Here is a 19,093-nt window from a genome sequence, read left to right on the forward strand (position 1 = left end):
TGGCAAGCGTATCTGATCGGCATTGCCCCTTGGCCTGCTTGTAGCGACATACCCGACACAGCCAGGGCAAAACTGTCTACCCGGTCATGAAAAGGCTGAAAAGGCCATAAATTCACCCGGCAAAACCTTGCTGGTATGATGCGCGGCTTTTGCGAAATCGAGCCATTTTCCCAGCTCATGCGGACGAATGTGCTTTGCTTTCTGCAGACCAATTTCGGCGCGTTCGCGCCTCGGGGGAGCCACCATGCTGGAAAGACTGTTCCAACTCAACGCCCACAACACCACGGTGCGCACCGAGGTTCTGGCCGGGGTCACCACTTTCCTGACCATGGCCTACATCCTCTTCGTCAACCCCAACATGCTGGCCGAGACGGGTATGGATCATGGCGCGGTGTTCGTCGCCACCTGCCTGGCCGCCGCCATCGGCTCGCTGGTGATGGGCCTGTTGGCCAACTACCCGATTGCCCTGGCGCCGGGCATGGGCCTCAACGCCTTCTTCACCTACACCGTGGTGATGACCATGGGCTACAGCTGGCAGACCGCCCTGGGCGCGGTGTTTCTCTCCGGTGCGATCTTCTTCCTGCTGTCGATCTTCAGGATCCGCGAGTGGATCATCAACAGCATCCCACTGGCCCTGCGCGCCGGTATCGCCGCCGGTATCGGCCTGTTCCTGGCGATCATCGCGCTGAAGAACGCCGGCATCGTGGTCGATCACCCGGCCACCCTGGTCGGCCTCGGCGACATGAGCACCGGCGGCGCACTGCTGGCCTGCCTGGGCTTTTTCGTCATCGCCGCGCTGGCCTATCGCAAGGTCACCGGCGCCGTGATGATCGGCATTCTGCTGGTCACAGGCCTGTCCATCGCCCTGGGCCTGTCGGAAATGCCGAGCGTGGTCTCGATGCCGCCGTCGCTGATGCCGACCCTGTTGCAGCTGGATATCGCCGGCGCACTGGATATCGGCCTGATCAGCGTGATCTTCGCCTTCCTCTTCGTCGACCTGTTCGACACGGCCGGCACCCTGGTCGGCGTCGCGCAAAAGGCCAACCTGCTGGACAAGGACGGCAAGATGCCGCGTCTGGGCCGCGCCCTGCTGGCCGACAGCACCGCGACCATGGCCGGCGCTGCGCTGGGCACCAGCACCACCACCAGCTACATCGAATCGGCGGCCGGCATCAGTGCCGGCGGGCGTACCGGCCTGACCGCGTGCGTGGTCGCCGCGCTGTTTCTGCTCAGCCTGTTCTTCGCCCCGCTGGCCGGCTCGGTGCCGGCCTACGCCACCGCCCCGGCGCTGCTGTTCGTCGCCGTACTGATGATGAGCAGCCTGGCGCAGATCGACTGGGACGACCTCACCGTCGCCGCCCCGGTGGTGGTCGCTGCCCTGGCCATGCCGCTGACCTTCTCCATCGCCAATGGCATCGCCTTCGGCTTCATCGCCTGGACGGCGGTCAAGGTACTGGCCGGCCGCTGGCGCGAGCTGAACCCGGCGATGTGGGTGCTGTCTGCCCTGTTCATCGTCAAGCTGGCCTACTTCGCCTGATCAGCACATAAGGTAGGCGGCAATAGGTTTAGGGCGGACATCGCATTTCATGTCCACCAATACCTTCTCTCCAGGCACACAACCGGTGGATGAAAAAGCGTCATCCACTCTACGACCAGAAGTGTTATCGGTGGGCTGAAGCCCACCCTACGCGGCCGCTGCGCAAGTACGTCCTACGCCGCGCCCTGGATACTCTGAGTCATGATCGTTCCCACGCTCCGCGTGGGAACGCCTCCCAGGACGCTCCGCGTCCAGCGCCACCAATGATCGACGACAACGGCACGCCGGCAACGGAATCGCTACAATGGCGCCCCGTTTTCCTGCCCGCATGAGTGACCGATGAGCCGCCCCGCATTCGACCCTGCCACCTACGACGCCCAACTCGCAGAGAAGAAGGCCCGCCTGGTCGAACTGCTGGCGCCCTTCGCCGCGCCGGAGCCCGAGGTATTCGACTCGCCACGCGAGCATTACCGCATGCGCGCCGAGTTTCGCCTGTGGCGTGAGGACGGCCAGCGTCACTACGCCATGTTCGCCCCAGGCGACAAACACACACCGATCCTGCTCGACGACTTCCCCATCGCCAGCCTGCGCATCAACGAGCTGATGCCGCGCCTGCGCGCCGCCTGGCAGGCCAGCGAAACGCTGTCGTTCAAGCTGTTCCAGGTGGAGTTCCTCACCACCCTGGCCGGCGATGCGCTGATCACCCTGGCCTACCACCGCCCGCTGGACGAGGCCTGGCAGGCCGAGGCAGAGAAACTAGCCGCCGAACTGAACGTCAGCCTGGTGGGACGCTCTCGCGGTCAGCGCCTGGTGATCGGTCGTGACTACGTGGAAGAGGCACTGAGCGTAGCCGGACGCACGTTCCGCTATCGCCAACCGGAAGGCGCCTTCACCCAGCCCAACGGCCGGGTCTGCGAGAAGATGCTGGGCTGGGCCCATGACGTGCTCGGCGAGCGTGACGACGATCTGCTGGAGCTGTACTGCGGCAACGGCAACTTCACCCTGCCGCTGGCCACCCGTGTACGCAAGGTGCTCGCCACCGAGATCAGCAAGTCCTCGGTCAACGCCGCCCTGGCCAACCTGGCTGACAACGGCGTGGATAACGTCGAACTGGTGCGTCTGTCCGCCGAGGAGCTGACCCAGGCGCTCAATGACGTGCGCCCATTCCGCCGCCTGGCCGGTATCGATCTCAAGAGCTATGCGTTCGGCAGCGTCTTCGTCGACCCGCCGCGCGCCGGCATGGACCCGGACACCTGCGAGCTGACTCGCCGTTTCGAGCGCATCCTGTACATCTCCTGCAACCCGGAGACCCTGGCCGCCAACATCGCCCAACTGAGCGACACCCACAAGGTGACGCGCAGCGCGCTGTTCGACCAGTTCCCCTACACCCACCATATGGAAGCGGGTGTGCTGCTGGAGCGGCGCTGAACCGCTCCTCGTAGCCCGGTGCAATCCGGGCTTTGCCTGCTCGGCTCAGTGTGACACGCCGCGCAACGCCCACCAGGTCAAAGCGGCCGAGAGCACCTCGAGCAGCAGCGCGTAGAGATTGAAGGTCTGCTGCGCGCCGCCATCCAGCCACAGCCCGGCGAAGCGTGCCAGCGCCAGCACGCTGTACAGCAACACCAGCAGAAGCAGCGCCGGGCGCAACACAGCAGCGCCATCGCCAGGTAGGCTGCAAGCCCCAGTTGCAGCCCTCCGTAATAGGCACGCACTTGCGTGACAGCAGCGCTGCCCATCAGCAGTGCGCCGCTGAAGCTGGCCATTTCCTCGGGACGGATGAAATACGCCAGCCCCAGCGCAGTCAGGGCCACGATCTGGATCGACAGGATGATTCGGGCAGCATCGGCAGATTCCTGATCATCAAGGCATGGCCAGCATAGGCGTACCTGATCGCGACGCATAGTCGCAGGCACTTGGGCCGTGCCGGTAGCGGCGCTATGCTCAGCACTCAATCATCCGGAGCCTGCCATGCGTCGTTCCCTGCTCGCCCTCTGCCTCTTCACCAGCCTGGCCAATGCCAGCGAGCCCCTGAGCATCGATGTTCACCGCGATGCCAACTGCGGCTGCTGCAAGGACTGGATCAGTCACTTGCAGGACAACGGTTTCACCGTCAACGATCACGTCGAGACCGATATGCGTGCCGTCAAACAACGACTGGGCGTGCCGCCGCGTCTGGCTTCGTGCCACACCGGAGTGATCGACGGCAAGTTCGTCGAAGGCCACGTCCCGGCTGCCGACGTTCTCAAGCTGCTCGAACGTGTCGACCTGATTGGCGCCGCCGTACCCGGCATGCCCATGGGATCGCCGGGCATGGAATACGGCGACCGTGTCGATCCTTATCAGGTGATTGGCCTGGACAAGCAGCAGCAGGATGTCGTGCTCAGCGACTACCCCGGCAACTGACGCAGCTCAGACCGCGAAACGCCTGCACCACCAGGCCATGGCGCAGGCACCGGCGCCGCACAGGGCAATCACCAGCGCCATGGGCACTGCCGAACCATCATGCAGCCAAGCCACCAGCGCCGAGGCGCTGGCCGCCACGCTGAACTGCATGCTGCCCAGCAGCCCCGAGGCACTGCCGGCATGACGCCCCTGCCCGGCCATGGCGCAGGCCGTGGCATTGGGCAGCACGCAGCCCAGACAGGCCACGCAGATGAACAACGGAACCATCAACGGCCACAGTTGAGCTGGCTGCATCCAGGCCAGCACCAGCAGGCTCAGGGCGCTGAGCAGATACACCAGAACCATGCGCTGCAACCACAGCACCGGGCCACCGCGCCGCACCAGGCGTGCATTGACCTGCGCCATGATCACGAAGCCCGCCGCATTGGTGCCGAACAGCCAGCCGTAGCGCTCGGCCGGCACACCGTACAGTTCGATGAACACGAAGGGCGAGCCGGCGATATAGGCGAACATCCCGGCCATGGCGACACCGCCAACCAGGCTGTAGCCCATGAACGGAGCATTGCCGAGCAAGGCGCGGTACTGGCCGAAAGCCCCACTCAGCGGCGCCGGCTGCAGATGCTGCGGGCGCGTCTCCGGCAGCCCGAACATCACGGCCAGCAGGCACAGCCCGGAGAAAATCGCCAGGCTATGAAAGATCCATGGCCAGCCCAGCGTGTTGAGCAACAGGCCGCCCCCCAGAGGCGCCAGGATCGGCGCCAGGCCCATCACCAGCACCAATTGCGAAAAGACCTTGGCAGAGGCCAGCGGATCGCACACATCACGCACCACCGCACGGGTGATCACCATCCCGGCGCAGCCACCCAGCGCCTGAACGAAACGCGCCACGATCAGCCATTCCAGGCTCGGCGCCAGCGCACAGGCCAGCGATGCCGCCGTGAACAGTGTCACGCCTACCAGCAACGGCACACGCCGACCGAAGCGGTCGGCCAGCGGGCCATAGAACAACTGACCAATGGCAATGCCGACGAAATAGGCCGCCAGCGACAGCTGCACATGCTCGACGTCGGTGGCGAACTGCTGCGCCAGAACCGGGAAGCTCGGGAGATAGAAATCGATGGCCAGCGGGCCAAAGGCGCACAGCGCGCCAAGAATCAGAAGGGTACGCAGGTTCATGAGCATTCCGAGCTATTTGTTAGCTGGCTAATCATCTCACTGTTCGCGCCGCCCACGAAAGGCCAGCCAGTGCAACGCACTGTACCTGCGATTCCGCCAAAGTCTTGCGGCTCCGGCTCAGGGACATCGTGCCAGGTAAAACAGGGTAGCCACCAGCAAGCGGGACAAAGTCGGTAAACTCGGTAGCCTCTGAGCCCAGTTTCAACACCCGGATCACCATGCGCAGAACCAAAGAAGACGCGGAGAAAACCCGCCACGCCATCCTCGCTGCTGCGGAACAGTTGTTCCTCGAGCGTGGGGTCGCCCATACCAGCCTCGAGCAGATCGCCCGGCATGCCGGGGTTACGCGCGGTGCGGTTTATTGGCACTTCCAGAACAAGGCCCACCTGTTCCACGAAATGCTCAACCAGGTACGTCTGCCGCTGGAGCCGCTGGCCCAGCAACTGGCGGCGGTCGATGGCCTGTCATCGCTGCAGCTGCTGCGCGATCTGTGCATAGAGGCCATGGCCAATCTGGTGCTCGACGAGCAACGCCGGCGCATCCTCACCGTACTACTGCGGCGCTGCGAGTTCACCGAGGAGCTGCGCGAGGCCGAGGAGCGTCACGAGACCTTCGTCAATCAGTTCATTGACCTGTGCGAACAGCAGTTCGCCTTGCCGGCTGTGCAACCATACCTGCAGCCAGGCATCACCCCGCGCCTGGCCTCGCGCACGCTGCACGCGCTACTCGTCGGCCTGTTCAGTGACTGGCTGCGAGACCCCAACCTGTTCGATGCCCAGACCGATACCCCGACGATGATCGACAGCTGCTTTCGCGGCCTGCTGCGGCAGTGGCCTTAGCAGGCCCGAGCTCTACGCGGGGGCAACCTGGTAGCCCTCTTCGCGAATGGCGGCCTGTATCTGCGCAGCATCCAGGTTGCCCTCCACTCGTACCAGCCCCCCAGCCAGATCCACTTCGACTCTGGCCGTCTGCTCCAGCGCCTGGATCGCCTGGGTAATGGCACGCACGCAATGACCGCATGACATTCCGCTAACCTTGAATTGTTGCATTGCTGACTCCTTGAATCAGTGGTCGATGGGTGTAGTCTCAACCTTGCCACAATGGCAAGGTCAAGCCCTTGCTTCATGTCACCCGCGCCGTTTTCTGCATGAGGACCTTGCCATGCGCCTGCTCTGCTCCGCCCTTGCCCTGCTGTTGGCGACTCTGGCTCAGGCCGAACCACTGGCACCGCTGCCCTCGACAAGTCAGGGCGAAGGCTACGCAGTGCTGATCGTCTCGCGCGAACGCCTGGAGGTGGCCACCACCTGCGAGGTCGCGCTGTATCTGCATGACCAGATGGCCGCCCGCCTGCATCAGGGCCAGTCGGTGTCCTTCAACCTGCCGCCCGGCAAGGTGTCGTTACGCCTGGGCCTGACTGGCAGCGGCCGCTGCCAGGACGGTATCAACCAGCTCGCCGGTCAGTCGCTGGAACTGCAGGCCGGCGAAGTGCGCCGCTATCGCATCGCCATGGGCAGCGATGGCCTGCGACTGCATGCCGCGCCGATGCTGAACTGAAGACTTGACCTTGCCATGGGGGTAAGGTTGATCCTGTAGCCACGACGTTACAGGGAGCCGAACCATGACCACCTTCGACCTGCCCATCCAGGGCATGACCTGCGCCAGTTGCGCCGGTCGTGTCGAGCGCGCGCTGCGCAAGCTGCCGCAAGTAAGTAGTGTCAGCGTCAACCTGGCCAGCGAGCAGGCGCGCATCGAAGCGCCGGCCGGAAGTCTGCCGCAACTGATCAGCGCTATCGAGGGCGCCGGTTACAGCGTGCCCAGCCAGCCACTGGAGTTGGACATCGAAGGCATGACCTGCGCCAGTTGCGTCGGTCGTATCGAACGCGCCCTGAGCAAACTGCCGGGCATCAGCCAGGTCACCGTCAATCTCGCCGATGAGAAGGCGCGCCTGCAGGTACTCGCCGGTTTCGACCCGCAACAGGCGCTGAAGGCGGTGGCTGCCGCCGGTTACAAGGCCAGCCTGCTCGATGGGCGCCCTGCCACGGATGAAGCCGGCAACCGCCTGCGTCGTGAGCGACTGACGTTGTTGGCGGCCATCATCCTGACCCTGCCACTGGTTGTGCCGATGCTGGCCGAACCCTTCGGCCAGCACTGGATGCTGCCGGCCTGGGCGCAATTCCTGCTCGCCACACCGGTGCAGTTCATCTTCGGTGCGCGTTTTTACCGTGCCGCCTGGCAAGCGCTGAAAGCCCGTGCTGGCAACATGGATCAACTGGTGGCCATCGGCACCAGCGCCGGTTACGGCCTAAGCCTGTACCAATGGGCCGTAACCCCGGCCGGGCAGATGCCGCATTTGTACTTCGAGGCCTCGGCGGTGATCATCAGCCTGATCCTGCTCGGCAAGTACCTGGAAAGCCGTGCCAAGCGCCAGACCGCCAGCGCCATTCGCGCCTTGCAGGCGCTGCGCCCGGACCACGCGGTGAGGCTGGTGGATGGCCGCGAGGAACGTGTCGGCATCGGCGCGCTGGCACTGGGTGACCGGATTCTGGTCAAGCCCGGCGAACGCTTCCCGGTCGACGGCCAGGTGCTGGAAGGCAACAGCCATGCCGACGAAGCGCTGATCAGCGGTGAAAGCCTGCCAGTGGCCAAACAGCCAGGCGACAAGGTCACGGCCGGCGCCATCAACGGTGAAGGTCGCTTGCTGGTGGAAACCACTGCCCTCGGCGCCGAAACCGTACTGTCACGGATCATCCGCCTGGTCGAAGACGCCCAAGCAGCCAAGGCGCCGATCCAGAAACTGGTGGACAAGGTCAGCCAGGTATTCGTCCCGGTGGTGCTACTGATCGCCCTGGCTACGCTGCTGGGCTGGCTGGCGTTCGGCGCATCACTGGAAAACGCCCTGCTCAATGCCGTCGCCGTACTGGTGATCGCCTGCCCCTGCGCGCTGGGCCTGGCCACGCCGACCGCGATCATGGCGGGCACCGGTGTGGCTGCGCGCCATGGCATCCTGATCAAGGACGCCGAAGCGCTGGAAGTGGCGCATGCCGTGCAGCACATTGCCTTCGACAAAACCGGCACACTCACCGAAGGCAAGCCACGCATCGTCCATATCGGCCTGGGCGAAGCAGACGAGGAAGAACTGCTGCGCCTGGCCGGCGGTCTGCAACAGGGCAGCGAGCACCCGCTGGCCAAGGCCGTGCTGCAGCGCTGCGCCGAACAGCACATCGCCCTGCCGGCGCTGAGCAACAGCCGTGCGTTGACCGGACGCGGCATCGCCGGCGAAATCGAGGGCCGCAGCCTGCAACTGGGTAGCAGCCGCCTGCTGGAGGAAAACCAGTTGCAGGCCGGCCCGCTGGCCGAGTCCGCCCGAGTATGGGAGGCCGAGGGCCGCACTCTGTCCTGGCTGATCGAAACCGGCAGCACGCCACGCCTGCTTGGCCTGCTGGCCTTCGGCGACCTGCTCAAGGACGGCGCCGCCGAAGCCATCGCCGAACTGCGTGCACAAGGCATCACCAGTCACCTGATCAGCGGCGACAACCAGGGCAGCGTGGCGGCGGTGGCCAGCGTTCTGGGTATCGACGAACCCCACGCCCAGGTATTGCCGGCAGACAAGGCGCGACTGATCGGTGAACTGCGCCAGCACGGCACCGTGGCCATGGTCGGCGACGGCATCAACGACGCGCCAGCGCTGGCCGCCGCGGACGTCGGCATCGCCATGGGCGGCGGCACCGATGCCGCCATGCACGCGGCCGGCATCACCCTGATGCGCGGCGACCCGCGTCTGGTGCCGGCCGCGCTGGAGATCAGCCGGCGCACCTACGCGAAGATCCGCCAGAACCTCTTCTGGGCCTTCATCTACAACCTGATTGGTATCCCGCTGGCCGCCGCCGGCCTGCTCAACCCGGTGTTCGCGGGCGCTGCCATGGCGCTGTCCAGCGTCAGCGTGGTGAGCAACGCACTGCTGCTCAATCGCTGGAAACCGCGTACATGAACATCGGCCAAGCCGCCAAACATACCGGCCTTAGCGCCAAGATGATTCGCTACTACGAGTCCATAGATCTGCTGCCCCATGCCGGGCGGTCGGAGAGTGGTTATCGGCAGTACAGCGCATCGGACCTGCACCGCCTGGCCTTTATCAAGCGGGCGCGGGATCTCGGCTTTTCGCTGGAGGAAGTCGGCAAACTGCTGGCGCTGTGGCAGGACAAGCAGCGCGCCAGTGCTGATGTAAAAGCACTGGCCGAAGATCACATCGCCGAATTGGAGCGCAAGATTGCCGAGATGACGGCCTTGCGCGACACGCTGGTGGATCTGGCGAACAGTTGCCAGGGCGATAGCCGGCCGGATTGTCCGATTCTGCAGGGGCTGGAGGAAGGAGTGAGTTGCGGCGCGGCGGGATGTTCGTCGCACCGTCAGCCGTAGGGCGGGTGAAACCCGCCAGACCGACAACGGCGGGTTGCACCCGCCCTACGTCAGTGGCGCCGCCAGTTCTAAAGCCCCTCCCATAGCACCGGGCGCAACGTGAGGATGTGCGCACGGCGCACCCTACGGAGCAGAGCCCGGCAAAAGCTTTATCAGCGCATCCAGGGCGGGATCGGCTCGGCGTCCTTGGGTTCGTCTTCGGCGTTGAGCAGGGCCTGCTTTTTCGCCTCTTCGGCCAGGGCGGCCTTGATCTCGCGCATCACCGCGTCGATATCGGCAGCGTCCTCGGGTTCGGCGAATTCGCCGGTCAGCTGCGTATCGGGCAGCAGTTTGCCGGCCTCGTAGAGCGCCCACATCTCCTTGGCGTACTTGGTGTATCTCAGCTCGGGGGCGAACTGGCCGAAGTACTCGGCCATGTTGCGTACGTCACGTTCGAGCATGCTGAAGGCATGGTTGTTGGCGGCGGCGTCCACGGCTTGCGGCAGATCGATGATCACCGGGCCCTCAGGGCCAAGCAGCACGTTGAACTCCGACAGGTCGCCGTGCACCAGGCCGGCGCAGAGCATCTTGACGATCTCCTGGATCATGAAGGCGTGAAATTCACGCGCGTCGTCCGGGTGCAGGTCGACGTCATTGAGCCGCGGCGCAACATCACCCTCGCCATCACCGACCAGTTCCATCAGCAGTACGCCGTCGAGAAAGTCGTAGGGTTTGGGTACACGCACGCCGGCATTGGCCAGGCGAAACAACGCAGCGACCTCGGCGTTCTGCCATGCGCTTTCCTGCTCCTTGCGACCATATTTGCTACCCTTGGCCATGGCCCGCGCCTGACGGCTGCCACGCACCTTGCGGCCTTCCTGATACTCGGACGCCTGGCGGAAGCTGCGTTTGTTGGCCTCCTTGTAGACCTTGGCGCAGCGCAATTCATCGCCACAGCGCACCACATAGACCGCTGCTTCCTTGCCACTCATCAGTGGTCGCAGCACCTCATCCACCAGGCCATCCTCGACCAGGGGTTCAATACGTTTGGGCGTCTTCATCGGTGTGGATCACGGGTCCTTTCTGACGGAGAAAATAATTACGGCGCCATCCTCGCATAGCCAGAGGCGTATGCCGACTGTTGATCATCATGCACTGACCAGATGACGCCTGAGCGCCTCGATGGCATAGCGCACTTTGGCCGGTTGCGCATCGCGCCGTGGCGTAACGATATGCAGGCCGATAGGCTCGAGTTGCCAATCCGGCAGCAGCGGCAACAGCTCGCCGCGAGCCAGCAGTTCACGGACTTCCGGCACCGGCTGCAGCGACACGCCCATACCCGCCAGGGTGAATTGACGCGCGGCCAGGATGTTGTTGCAACTGATGCGCGTCTCCAGCCGCAGGCGCTGCTGCACGCCACCGGGGCCAAGCACGGTCAGGTGCTGGCTGCGCTCCAGATGCAGGCCGATCCAGTCGAGCTTGAGCAATTGCGACGCCTGGAGGGTATCGTCGGCAGTCACTTCGAACGCTTCGCCTGGCAGGAGGAGCTGACTCTGGACTGGCAGCCCATCTGATCCCTCAAAGCGCATCCAGCCGAGCGCGCAAACGGCGCAACACCTCCAGCAACTCGGGGTTGTCGCCATGCACGCAGAAGCTGTCAGCCCGCAGCCGCAGCGGCTTGCCATCGATATCGGCAAAGGACTCGCCGCTGGCAATGGCCAACGCCTGGTCCAGGGTTCGCTCGGGATCATGGTGCACCGCGCCGCTGAGCCGGCGTGGCGCCAGTTGCCCATCTGACAGATAGGCGCGGTCAGCGAACGCCTCGAACATCAGCGGCACATCGGCCTCGTCGGCCAGACGCAGCTCCCGATCATTGTCAGCCAGCGCCAGCATCATCAGCGGCAGGCCCTTGCGGTAGCTGGCACAGGCATCGAGTACCGCGGTGAGCAGCGCATCATCACGAACCAGATCGTTGTAAAGCGCGCCATGCGGTTTGACGTAAGCCAGCTGACAGCCGCGCGCTCGGCAAAAGGCATCCAGCGCCCCCACCTGATACAGCACCAGCGCGCGAACCTCTTCCGGCGAGCACTGCAGATGACGCCGACCAAAGCCCTGCAGATCCGGATAGGAAGGATGCGCGCCAATGCTCACGCCATGCGCCACCGCCAACTCGACGCTGCGCGCCATGATCAGCGGATCGCCCGCATGGAAGCCGCACGCCAGGTTGGCCTGATCGATCAGCGGCATGGCCAGTTCATCGTCGCCCATGCGCCAGGCGCCGAAGCCCTCGCCCATGTCGCAGTTGAGAAGAATAGGGTTCATGTCGGCAGCTTAGAGCGCCAGGAAAGCCAGCGTAAAGCCCGCCGATCACTCGAGAATTAATCGTATTTACAAAATTTACACCTGCCTGCAGCCCAACCACCACGGCCTCTCCAGCCGGTTGCCATGCTCATCTATATCATCCGCAATTGAACCTTATATGCAAATCACTATCATCCAGGCCGTTTACAACCGTTCCGCCTGCACCCTCTTACTGCCAGGAGTAGATCGATGTCCGCCCTCAATTCCCGCACCGCCTTGGCCAGCGCCATTGCTCTGTCCGCCAGTTTCGGCGCCCAGGCCAACGAGCCTATCGCCCTGGGCGACGTGGTAGTCAGTGCTTCCGGCTTCGAACAGAAGATCACCGAAGCCCCGGCCAGCATCAGCGTGATCAGCCGCGAAGAACTCCAGCAGAAGAGCTTCAGCAATCTCGCCGAGGCACTCGAGGATGTCGAAGGCATCGACGTACGCCAGGGCACCGGCAAGACTGGCGGTCTGAACATCAGCATTCGCGGCATGCCCAGCGAGTACACCCTGATCCTGATCGATGGCCGCCGGCAGAATGCAGCCGGCAACGTCACGCCCAACGGTTTCGGCGAAACCTCCACCAGCTTCATGCCGCCGCTGTCGGCCATCGAGCGTATCGAAGTGATCCGCGGGCCAATGTCGACCCTGTATGGCTCCGACGCCATGGGCGGGGTGATCAACATCATCACCCGCAAGGTCGGCAAGGAATGGGCGGGCTCGCTGACCCTGGATCATACCTATCAGGAGAACCGCGACTTCGGCGATGCCAGCAAGGCCAGCCTGTATGCCAGTGGCCCACTGGTCGACGGCCTGCTCGGCCTGCAACTGCGTGGCAGTCTGTATGATCGCAGCGCGTCGGACCTGAGCTTCGACAACGACAGCACGGTGAGCCGTCGCGGCGCCTCGCCGGTCGAGGGTCGCAACCATAACGTCGGAGGACGGCTGACTTTCACCCCCCATGAGGATCATGACTTCGCGCTCGATATCGAACGCGGTCGCCAGGTTTACAACAACGACGATTGCCAGCTCGGCAGCCTCGACGGCACCAACACGGGCAACAGCGCCCCCACCACCGGCTGCGGCCCGACTGCTCCACGCGCCAGCGGCTATAAGGACGAGCTGCGTTTCGAACGTGAGCAGTACGCCCTCAGCCACACCGCACGCCTGGGCTTCGGCACCTGGGACAGCAGCCTGACCCACAGCACCACGGAAACCTTCGGCCGTACCATCCCCGGCCGTAACGCCGGGGGCGATATCGGCCAGCCGCTGCCCTCCGCCCCCTGGGCCATCGTCGGTGCCGATCGCGAACTGAAAACCAGCAATCTGGTGCTCGACACCAAGCTGGTCGCCCCGCTGGGTGAAAGCCATATCACCAGCATTGGCGGTCAATGGTGGGAAGCCGAGATGACCGACAGCCTGGCGCAGAAGGATTACGAGCAAAGCATGTGGGCGCTGTTCGCCGAGGACGAATGGCGCCTGCGTGACGATCTCGCGCTCACCCTCGGCGTGCGCTACGACGATCACGAAACCTTCGGCGGCCATGTCAGCCCGCGCGCCTACCTGGTGTGGAACACCACTGACAACTGGACCCTCAAGGGTGGTGTCAGCCGTGGCTACAAAACGCCCGACCTGAACGACCTGCACGATGGCATCAACGGCATCACCGCGCAGGGTCGCGCAGTCACGGTCGGCAACCCGGACCTCAAGCCGGAAACCAGCACCAGCACCGAGATTGGTGCCTACTTCGACAGCCTCACTGGCTTCAAGGCCAATGCCACCCTGTTCCACAACAAGTTCAAGGACAAGATCGCAACGGGCCCGAACATCGTCGATCACCCGCTGTGCCTGGACAATCAGAACACCAACGGCACCCCAAACCCCGGCTGTGCACCGTTGGTCAACGTCGATGAGGCCGTTACCCAGGGCCTGGAACTGGCCAGTAGCTGGCAGTTCGCACCGGCCTGGACGCTGTCGGGCAACTACACCTACACCGACAGCGAGCAGAGCAGCGGCGCCAACAAGGGCGCACCGCTGACCAACACGCCTCAGCACATGGCGCATGCCAAGCTGAACTGGAAGCCGACCGACCGCCTGAGCCTATGGTTCTCTGGCGAATACCGGGGTGAACGTGCCCGCTTCCTGCAGCGCACAGCCAACCTGTCGGCCGCCGATCTGGCAGTCCATGAACAGGTCGGCGACCTCAAGGCCTACGAAGTATTCCACCTCGGCGGCTCGTTCAAGGCTTCGCAGAACGTGACGCTGAACGCCAGCATCTACAACCTGTTCGACAAGGACTTCCTCGACGGCAAGGTGTATACGGACAACAGTGGCAGCCCGGCCTGGTCGTCCTTCTACATCCAGAGCGGCCAGTCCACCACCGGCACCGTGGAAGAAGGCCGCCGCCTGTGGCTGTCGGCAGTAGTCGAATTCTGACGGGCACCCCACAACGCAAAATACCAGCTCTGGGGCTAATGCCAGTCAGTTAAGCCGTTGCACTCGATCTTTGTAGGAGCCGGCTTGCCGGCGATCCGCCATAAAAAGCATCGCCAGCAAGCTGGCTCCTACGAAAAACGCCCCCTCTACTGCAAGTAGGAGGGGGTGGTAACGAACTTATCTGATCAGCATTAGCCCCGGGGCTGGCGTTCTGCTTTCTAGCAATTGCCGCACCTGCAAGTGAGAAGCCACACCACTGCAGTCATCAACGGCTGATCATCGAGCAGTAAGCCGTAGCCAACTCGACATGGCGCGAAGATTGGCCGTAGAAGCCATCTGCCAAAGAACATTCGTCTAGCGAGTGGCAGGACGCCAGATCACATCCGGCCCGATGCTGGCCAGGTCGGCGCAACCGGTCAGAGCCATGGCCACCTCCAGCTCCGCGCGCAGCAGTTGCAGCACATGCGCCACCCCCACCGCACCGGCCGCTGCCAAACCAAAGACGTAGGGCCTGCCAACCAGCACGGCATCCGCTCCCAATGCCAGCGCCTTGAGGATATCGCTGCCACGGCGAATGCCTCCATCGAGCAATAGCGGAACCCTGCCCTGCACAGCAGCGGCGATTTCGGGCAGCACGTCGATGGTAGCCGGCAGGCCGTCCAGCGTACGTCCGCCATGGTTGGAGACGATCAGGCCATCCACGCCCGCCGCCAGCGCCTGTTCGGCATCGACGCCGCTCATGATGCCCTTGAGCAGAATCGGCAAACGCGTCTGCTCGCGCAGCCAGGTGAGGTCGGCCCAGGTCGGCGCCGCGGCCAGCAACGGGCCGCCCAGGAGCAGGCTGCTGTTCTGCGCGTCGGCCTGCGCCTGCAAGGGCCGCATCCCACGCAGATTGACTGCCTCGACACCCGCCGGCAGGGCGAAGCCGGCGCGCTGCTCGCGATTGCGCACGCCGTTGACCGGGGCATCCACCGTCAGCACCAGCGCCTGGTAGCCGGCGCTTTCTGCACGGCGGATCAAGGCCGCAGTGAACTCGCGATCAGGCTGGATATACAGCTGGAACCACAGCGGTGCCTGCGCCTGCGCCGCAATGGCTTCCAGCTCGACACTGGCCTGGGTGCTGACCACCATGCCCGCGCCCAGTGCAGCCGCCGCAAGTACGCTGGCCAACTCGCCATCGGGATGGGCGAGCTTCTGGTACGCCACTGGCGCAAGAAAGATCGGGTGGGCGAAATCCTGGCCGAACAGACGCAGGCGCGTATTGCCGCCGCTCAGGTCTTGCAGCACTCGGCTACGCAGACGCAGACGCTCGAACGCCACCCGGTTGTCCGCCAGGGTCAGCTCATCCGCCGCGCCGCCGGCCAGGTAGGCCCATGCCTGTTCGCTCATGCGTTCGCGGGCATAGGGCTCGTAGTCGACGACGGCGGCGATGGTCGGCGGAATCTGCTGCAGCGTGGGCAATGGCATGCTGTTTCTCGGCGGGTCGGTGCGTGGAGGACAACGTTCGATCAGGGTGATGGATCGAGCGCTCAGGTCTGCGTCCATTGCCGCAGCAGGTTGTGGTAGATGCCCGTCAGCCGTATCAGTTCGGGGCTGTTCGGCACCTGCTGGCGCAGCGCCTGGATGCTGTCGTCGAGTTCCAGCAGCACACTACGCTGCTCGTCCTGGCGCACCAGGCTCTGCACCCAGAAGAACGAGGCCAGACGCGCACCGCGGGTCACAGGTTCGACCCGATGCAGGCTGCCGCTGGAATAGAGAACCAGATGGCCGGCCGGCAGTTTGATGCGCTGGTCCTGCACCACCAGTTCACCGCCGTCGTACTCGTCCGGCTCGCTGAAGAACAGGGTGGCCGACAGGTCGGCACGAATACGATGCGGCGTGCCCGGCACGCTGAATACCGCATTGTCGATATGGTCGCCGTAGGTGCCGCCCTCGGCATAGCGGTTGAAGCGCGGCGGCACCACTTTCAGCGGCAACGCGGCAGCCATGAAACGCGGATGCTGGGCCAGGCAGGCCAGGATGAAATCGCCCAGCTGCTGCGTCAGTGGATCATCTTGAGCGAGCTGCTGGTTGGCCTTGACGTTCACCGCCTGGTGCCCAGCCGTCAGCCGGCCATCCTGCCAGTTGCCGCCTGCGAGCGCGGTGCGGCACTGCTGCAGCTGTTCGGCATTCAGCACGTCGGGAATGCTCAGCATCATGTTCGGGGTTCTCCAGGCCAATCGCCGTTGCGAATGATTCTAAAGGGCTGCAGCACTCGGACAGAAGCCCGATCTGCTGTCGCCACCAAAATGAAAACGCCCCGAGAGCGCTGCAATCGGGGCGTTGTACCACTCAAGCGTGCTTAGAAGCGGAAGTTGGTGCTCAGGGTGAAGGTACGCGGGTCGCCCAGCAGCACGCGGCGACCGTTCCAGTTGCTGGAGACGGCGTATTCCTCGTCGGTCAGGTTGTCGACGTTCAGGCGCACGTCCACATTGGCATTGACCTCATAGCTGGCCATGGCGGCGAAGGTGGTGTAGCTCGGCAGTTTGCCATGCAGGCCGTTGGCGACGATGCGGCTGGCATCGTCCGGGCGGCCCAGGTAGGACGAACCGACGTGCTGAGCGCCCAGGCCCAGGGTCAGGCCGACCGGCAGGCGGTAGGTCGTCCACAGGTTGCCGGAGACCTTGGGCGTGAAGGCCAGCTCGTCGCCGTCGGTGCGCAGCGCAGTGCCGTAGTCGCCGGCGTTGGCACGGCGACGCACCTCGTCCAGATAGGCGCTGTGCTTGCGCTCGCTGTCCATGAAGACGATGCCGCCGTAGACGTTCCAGGCCTCGGTGATCTGGCCCGAGGCGCCCAGTTCCAGGCCCTTGACCACCTGCTCACCATAGCCCTTGAGGCTGTCGCTGGTCTCGCCGGCGTCGCGGCCGGTGATGGCCACATCCTTCTTCACCGTGTAGAACAGCGCCGCGGTGGTGGACAGGCGCTTGTCGAAGAAGTCCCACTTGGTGCCGACTTCGTAGTTGTGCGCGCGCACCGGATCGGCGCCCGGGACGAAGCCGGGGAAGGCCTGGCCGTTGACCCGCGAGATGTCCGGGTTGGACAGGTAGGAGCCGGGCGGCTGGGTGGACACGCCGTAGGCGGCATACAGGCTGCCGTTCTCCGCCGGCTTGTAGACCAGGCCGAGTTTGCCGCCAATGCTGAACTCGCGGTCGTCGAAGCCGTCGGCGCCCACAGCGGCGCCGGTCTGGACGTTACGGCTGCGGATATCGACGTCGTACTGCTCCAGGCGCAGGCCGCCGGTCAGTTGCCACTGCGGGGTGAACTCCAGGGTGTCGTAGACGTACAGCGCCACGGTGTCGACGGTCACGTCGCTGCGCTCGCGCAGGCGGCTGTTCTTGGAAACCGGCCCGCTACGCTCCCAGTCCGGATCGAAGATATTGACGTTGCCCGGGTTGACCTCGGCGTAGGTGCCGGCCTCGGACTCCTCGCGGGTCAGCTCCAGGCCGGCTGCCAGGTTGTGCTTGATAGAACCGGTGGCGAACTGCGCCGAGAGGTTGGTCAGGTTGCTCAGGCTGGTGTTGACCCGGTCGTAGAACTGGGTGTCGGTACGCAGCTGGTCGCCGCCCAGGTACTGGAAAGGCACGGTGTAGCGCGCCTGGCGGTCGACGCGCGCCCAGCGGGTCTGGTTGCTCAGGGTCATGCCGGTCGAGAGGTCGTGTTCCAGACGCACCAGCAGCGCATCGCTGGTGGTGTCGTCGAAGTCCGACTTGAGGCCGTAGAACTCGTCACGGTCGACCCCGGACAGCGCCGGGTTGTAGGGCGTGTCGCCCTTCATGCCCTTGACCGACGCGCCGGAAACGCCCCAGTCCGGGCGGTCGTTCATCTGCACGTGCTCGTAGGCGAAGATCGCGCGGGTGTCGGTGCCCAGGCCGAAGGCCAGCGACGGGGCGATACCCCAGCTGTTCTTCTCGGCGTGCTCACGACCCGCCACGCCGCTGTCTTCCACCAGCAGGTTGAGGCGGAAGGCGGCGCTGTCGTGGATGATCTGATTGGTGTCCAGGGTGGCGCGGCGGCGCGCCTCGGAGTCGTACTGGTCGAAGCCGAAGCTGGCGCCGCCGGCGACGAAACTTTCCAGAGTCGGCGTCTTGGTCACCAGGTTGACGTAACCACCGGCGCCGCCGCGGCCGTTGTCGGCGGCCGGGCCCTTGGCCACTTCCACCTGCTCAACGTTGAACACGTCGCGGGTGTAGCTGCCGTTGTCGCGGGCGCCGTCGATGAAGATGCTGCCGGTGGTGTCGAAACCGCGCAGGCTGAAGTTGTTGGTGCCGCTGGAGAAGCCGTTTTCACCGGCGTTGAAGCTGATGCCGGGGGTGTTCTTCAGTACATCGGTCAGGGTGCGCGCGTTCTGCTCGCGAAACAGCGCCTCTGGGATGATGTTGATCGTCTGCGGCGTATCCAGCAGCGGCGCGGTCTGCTTCGGCGAGGACGCCTTGTCGACTTTATAGCCCTGATCCTGCTGGCCCTTTACGGTGACGCTGTCCAGCTCCACCGTGCTGTCCTGGGCCACGGCGAAGCCGGAAGCCAGGGCCAGGCCGATGGCCGAGGCGAGCAGGCGACGCTGGGGAAAAGGTGCACGCTTGTTATGCTTATCGCTCACGAGAATCACTCCTGATTGGAATCAGCGCGCAATACTAGATGAGACTCAATCTTAATCAATCCTTACGAAGGATTTACATGAACTTATTTGTAACAAAGATGTCACCGACACTCCCCTGCAGCAAGCCAAGCGCTCTAGCCCGGGATGCAGCCGAGCCGGGAAAACCC

16 protein-coding genes and 2 pseudogenes are annotated in these 19,093 nt (G+C 64.3%); 9 read left to right on the forward strand and 9 right to left on the reverse strand.

Annotated features, from left to right (window positions below; translation table 11 throughout):
- The first annotated feature begins 244 nt into the window (after positions 1 to 244).
- Both N5J71_RS03605 and trmA read left to right on the forward strand, forming a co-directional pair.
- Positions 245 to 1,537: an NCS2 family permease gene (locus N5J71_RS03605; protein ID WP_004424867.1), complete on the forward strand. Its 1,293-nt coding sequence runs from the start codon at positions 245 to 247 to the stop codon at positions 1,535 to 1,537.
- A gap of 339 nt (positions 1,538 to 1,876) precedes the next feature.
- Positions 1,877 to 2,965 (forward strand): tRNA (uridine(54)-C5)-methyltransferase TrmA, encoded by a 1,089-nt coding sequence (gene trmA, locus N5J71_RS03610; protein ID WP_279916316.1) that lies wholly within the window; start codon positions 1,877 to 1,879, stop codon positions 2,963 to 2,965.
- Between the two features lie 45 nt (positions 2,966 to 3,010).
- On the opposite strand, the pseudogene N5J71_RS03615 reads toward trmA, so the two are convergent.
- A pseudogene (locus tag N5J71_RS03615) lies at positions 3,011 to 3,363 on the reverse strand (DUF4345 family protein).
- Positions 3,364 to 3,505: 142 nt separating this feature from the next.
- Here N5J71_RS03615 and N5J71_RS03620 point away from each other — a divergent pair.
- Positions 3,506 to 3,940, forward strand: coding sequence for a DUF411 domain-containing protein (locus N5J71_RS03620; RefSeq protein ID WP_004424876.1), 435 nt, complete (start codon positions 3,506 to 3,508; stop codon positions 3,938 to 3,940).
- Between the two features lie 6 nt (positions 3,941 to 3,946).
- Here the strand turns inward: N5J71_RS03620 and N5J71_RS03625 are convergent, their stop codons facing one another.
- Complete coding sequence (locus N5J71_RS03625; RefSeq protein WP_074857802.1) at positions 3,947 to 5,116, reverse strand: Bcr/CflA family multidrug efflux MFS transporter; 1,170 nt, start codon at positions 5,114 to 5,116, stop codon at positions 3,947 to 3,949.
- A 218-nt stretch (positions 5,117 to 5,334) separates the two neighbouring features.
- Here N5J71_RS03625 and N5J71_RS03630 point away from each other — a divergent pair, with 218 nt between their 5' ends.
- Positions 5,335 to 5,955: a TetR family transcriptional regulator gene (locus tag N5J71_RS03630; protein WP_004424885.1), complete on the forward strand. Its 621-nt coding sequence runs from the start codon at positions 5,335 to 5,337 to the stop codon at positions 5,953 to 5,955.
- Between the two features lie 12 nt (positions 5,956 to 5,967).
- On the opposite strand, the gene N5J71_RS03635 is transcribed toward N5J71_RS03630, so the two are convergent.
- Positions 5,968 to 6,165, reverse strand: coding sequence for a heavy-metal-associated domain-containing protein (locus N5J71_RS03635; protein WP_004424888.1), 198 nt, complete (start codon positions 6,163 to 6,165; stop codon positions 5,968 to 5,970).
- A gap of 112 nt (positions 6,166 to 6,277) precedes the next feature.
- Here N5J71_RS03635 and N5J71_RS03640 point away from each other — a divergent pair, with 112 nt between their 5' ends.
- The 3 genes from N5J71_RS03640 (at position 6,278) to cueR (ending at position 9,532) form a co-directional block, all read left to right on the forward strand.
- A complete protein-coding gene (locus N5J71_RS03640; protein WP_074857799.1) occupies positions 6,278 to 6,670 on the forward strand; it encodes a hypothetical protein in 393 nt (130 codons plus the stop codon).
- A 64-nt stretch (positions 6,671 to 6,734) separates the two neighbouring features.
- Complete coding sequence (locus N5J71_RS03645; protein WP_279916317.1) at positions 6,735 to 9,104, forward strand: heavy metal translocating P-type ATPase; 2,370 nt, start codon at positions 6,735 to 6,737, stop codon at positions 9,102 to 9,104.
- On the forward strand, positions 9,101 to 9,532 hold the full coding sequence (gene cueR, locus N5J71_RS03650; RefSeq protein WP_074857792.1) for a Cu(I)-responsive transcriptional regulator: 432 nt from the start codon (positions 9,101 to 9,103) through the stop codon (positions 9,530 to 9,532). The genes N5J71_RS03645 and cueR overlap by 4 nt, the downstream gene beginning before the upstream one ends.
- Before the next feature lie 152 nt (positions 9,533 to 9,684).
- Here cueR and N5J71_RS03655 read toward each other — a convergent pair whose 3' ends face one another.
- Together N5J71_RS03655 and N5J71_RS03660 are read right to left on the reverse strand one after the other, a co-directional pair.
- Entirely contained in the window at positions 9,685 to 10,572 is an 888-nt protein-coding gene (locus N5J71_RS03655; RefSeq protein ID WP_074857790.1) for a PA4780 family RIO1-like protein kinase, read from the reverse strand.
- An 87-nt stretch (positions 10,573 to 10,659) separates the two neighbouring features.
- Positions 10,660 to 11,010, reverse strand: a pseudogene (locus tag N5J71_RS03660) (LysR substrate-binding domain-containing protein); the annotation flags it as partial.
- On the opposite strand from N5J71_RS03660, the gene N5J71_RS03665 reads away from it, so the two are divergent.
- Positions 10,969 to 11,085, forward strand: coding sequence for a DUF2218 domain-containing protein (locus tag N5J71_RS03665; protein WP_115288480.1), 117 nt, complete (start codon positions 10,969 to 10,971; stop codon positions 11,083 to 11,085). The pseudogene N5J71_RS03660 and the gene N5J71_RS03665 overlap by 42 nt on opposite strands.
- A 4-nt stretch (positions 11,086 to 11,089) precedes the next feature.
- Here the strand turns inward: N5J71_RS03665 and N5J71_RS03670 are convergent, their stop codons facing one another.
- A complete protein-coding gene (locus N5J71_RS03670; protein WP_279916318.1) occupies positions 11,090 to 11,833 on the reverse strand; it encodes a 5-oxoprolinase subunit PxpA in 744 nt (247 codons plus the stop codon).
- A 228-nt stretch (positions 11,834 to 12,061) separates the two neighbouring features.
- On the opposite strand from N5J71_RS03670, the gene N5J71_RS03675 reads away from it, so the two are divergent.
- Positions 12,062 to 14,290, forward strand: a complete 2,229-nt coding sequence (locus N5J71_RS03675; RefSeq protein ID WP_257598022.1) for a TonB-dependent receptor domain-containing protein — start codon at positions 12,062 to 12,064, stop codon at positions 14,288 to 14,290.
- A 354-nt stretch (positions 14,291 to 14,644) separates the two neighbouring features.
- On the opposite strand, the gene N5J71_RS03680 is transcribed toward N5J71_RS03675, so the two are convergent.
- The 3 genes from N5J71_RS03680 to N5J71_RS03690 all read right to left on the reverse strand — a co-directional run bounded on the left by N5J71_RS03680 (position 14,645) and on the right by N5J71_RS03690 (position 18,926).
- Complete coding sequence (locus N5J71_RS03680) at positions 14,645 to 15,757, reverse strand: alpha-hydroxy acid oxidase (RefSeq protein WP_279916319.1); 1,113 nt, start codon at positions 15,755 to 15,757, stop codon at positions 14,645 to 14,647.
- A gap of 62 nt (positions 15,758 to 15,819) precedes the next feature.
- Complete coding sequence (locus N5J71_RS03685; protein WP_279916320.1) at positions 15,820 to 16,488, reverse strand: Fe2+-dependent dioxygenase; 669 nt, start codon at positions 16,486 to 16,488, stop codon at positions 15,820 to 15,822.
- Between the two features lie 143 nt (positions 16,489 to 16,631).
- Complete coding sequence (locus tag N5J71_RS03690; protein ID WP_004424913.1) at positions 16,632 to 18,926, reverse strand: TonB-dependent receptor; 2,295 nt, start codon at positions 18,924 to 18,926, stop codon at positions 16,632 to 16,634.
- Positions 18,927 to 19,093: the final 167 nt, after the last annotated feature.

The sequence above is a fragment of the Ectopseudomonas oleovorans genome, from assembly GCF_029845265.1.
In the GTDB taxonomy this organism is placed as follows: Bacteria; Pseudomonadota; Gammaproteobacteria; order Pseudomonadales; family Pseudomonadaceae; genus Aquipseudomonas; species Aquipseudomonas oleovorans.